Source organism: Acinetobacter sp. Ver3, from assembly GCF_000632455.1.
GTDB lineage: Bacteria > Pseudomonadota > Gammaproteobacteria > Pseudomonadales > Moraxellaceae > Acinetobacter.
The window spans coordinates 1-1,941 of sequence record NZ_JFYL01000144.1; the positions used below are offsets into that span (position 1 = coordinate 1).

General features: G+C 32.9%; 3 protein-coding genes. 1 reads left to right on the plus strand and 2 read right to left on the minus strand.

All coding sequences use genetic code 11. The annotated features are described in order from the left end of the window. Nucleotides 1-852 precede the first annotated feature (852 nt). Complete coding sequence (locus CL42_RS15950; protein WP_004641881.1) at nucleotides 853-1,182, plus strand: four-helix bundle copper-binding protein; 330 nt, start codon at nucleotides 853-855, stop codon at nucleotides 1,180-1,182. Between the two features lie 165 nt (nucleotides 1,183-1,347). Here the strand turns inward: CL42_RS15950 and CL42_RS15955 are convergent, their stop codons facing one another. After that, nucleotides 1,348-1,641, minus strand: coding sequence for a type II toxin-antitoxin system RelE family toxin (locus CL42_RS15955; RefSeq protein WP_035270878.1), 294 nt, complete (start codon nucleotides 1,639-1,641; stop codon nucleotides 1,348-1,350). Next, nucleotides 1,631-1,876 carry a type II toxin-antitoxin system RelB/DinJ family antitoxin gene (locus CL42_RS15960; protein ID WP_035270880.1) on the minus strand — a complete coding sequence of 82 codons (246 nt, stop codon included), beginning with the start codon at nucleotides 1,874-1,876 and terminating at the stop codon, nucleotides 1,631-1,633. Before CL42_RS15960 ends, CL42_RS15955 begins: the two co-directional genes overlap by 11 nt. Nucleotides 1,877-1,941 lie beyond the last annotated feature (65 nt).

The following is a 1,941-nucleotide window of genomic DNA, read 5'->3' on the forward strand; positions in this document are numbered from 1 at the left end:
GCCCTCTTGTGTAGGTTCATCTTGCTGTTCAAGCCACTGATTAAATAGATCTGTCGTAATGACAGTCCACATACCACAACCAGAATATAGATTATAGTCTATATTTTAGGGGCATTATGTTTGTTTTGCAAATGAGAAAGGATAGGCAATAAAAAACCCCGGCATCCTGCCGGGGTTTTTCATATTGGGTTGCTAAGTATGACTCCTGTCTTACCTCACGTTCCTGGTGCGATCTTTCTTATTCTTGTTGTTTGGAACATCCTGTTCTCTATGGCTTCATCATAGGAAAATTCACCTCTTCTGGACAGCCGTAAAGAACCAGAATTTACGTAAGCCCAGGCGTACAAAATAGCCTAAATTTTATTCACAAAAAATGTGGATAATTTTAAGCATTCAAGCATTGATAAAATTTAAAAAATCGCAAAATCGACTACTTTTTAAACAAATTTATTGGCAAGAACTATCAAAACCGCTCATAAAAAAAGCCGACTTGTTTCAAAATCGGCTTTTTTATGGTTTTTAGATTTTTACGCTTTGAGTAAGTATCTGATATTTATATTAATATACAAGTGTACTTCGTATAATACCCATTATGTTAAATAGAGGGAAAATCTATTTTTAAAGTGATAAAATTATTGTAGTTATTTTAAGAATAGCTGCTTTTGATACTTGATCATCTATCCTAATTAAAAACTGTTTTTTAATAATTTGGAATATAAATAAGATTTAGTTAAAATTAACATTATTCATATAAATTAAAATTATGTATTACATTTACTAATAATTTAAAACAATTAGTAGAAAAAATTATGTTTTAATTATTTCTTTGATTATATAAATTGAGAGTAAAAAATGATTAATACGGAATTTTCAGAGTGTATTTCTGCATGTACAAACTGTTCACTTATTTGTACTGAATGTGCAACTTCTTGTTTAAAAGAAAAAGATTTAGAGATGATGCGTGAATGTATTCAACGTTGTCTAGAATGTGCAGATATTTGTCAGTTATGTGTGCGTATGCAACAACATAACTCACCTTTCCTCAAAGAGATTTGTGAGCTTTGTGCTAAGATCTGTGAATATTGTGCGGAAGAGTGTGAAAAACATTCACATGATCATTGTAAAAAATGTGCTGAGGCTTGCCGTCAGTGTGCAGAAGAATGTCGAAAAATTGCCATGTAAAATACTTCAATAATGTTAATTATATGGCTCTAGACTAACATAATCATTCTGCTAGTCTAGAGCTGTGTGATTCATAGACATCATTTCAATATAATTGGTGTTTATGAATCACACACATAATACACGTTATACGAAGGCAAAAATGGGAGCTATAAGCTCCCATTTTTAGTCTTTAATTCGCTTTTTCGCTTCGTCATAAACTATGCTATCAGCTCGTTTTCCGACGGTAATGAGCAGGATAACTACCTGATCATCTTTAACTTGATAGACAAGTCGGACACCAGCTTTTAATAATTTGATTTTATAGCAACCTGCAAGATCGCCTCTAAACATATTCTTTGGAATATGTGGCTGCTCTATGACTTTGGCTAGTTTCTTTTTAAATTGATCTCGTATAGCAACAGGGAGTTTTTCCCATTCTGCTGTATAGTCCTTGTGACGTAAAAGCTTATAAGTCATCTAATGTGACTTCCTCAAACATCTCTTTAGGATCATTAATGCGCTTACGGACAAGAGCTAATAATTCTTCATCTTCTTCCGAAAGCAAAGCTTTTTTGACAGGCAGTTTCCCAGTCGTAGCAACATACTCAAGAATACTAGTGAAGAAATCCGTAGGTGCAATACCTTGCTCTTTAAGGATTGAATAAGATTTTTCTTTAAGGTCTTCATCGATCCTGAAGTTAACAGTAGCCATCATATTTCCCAAGTATTTAATGTACTAGGAACATTGTAATGCAAATTGCATTACAAGTCGTGTTA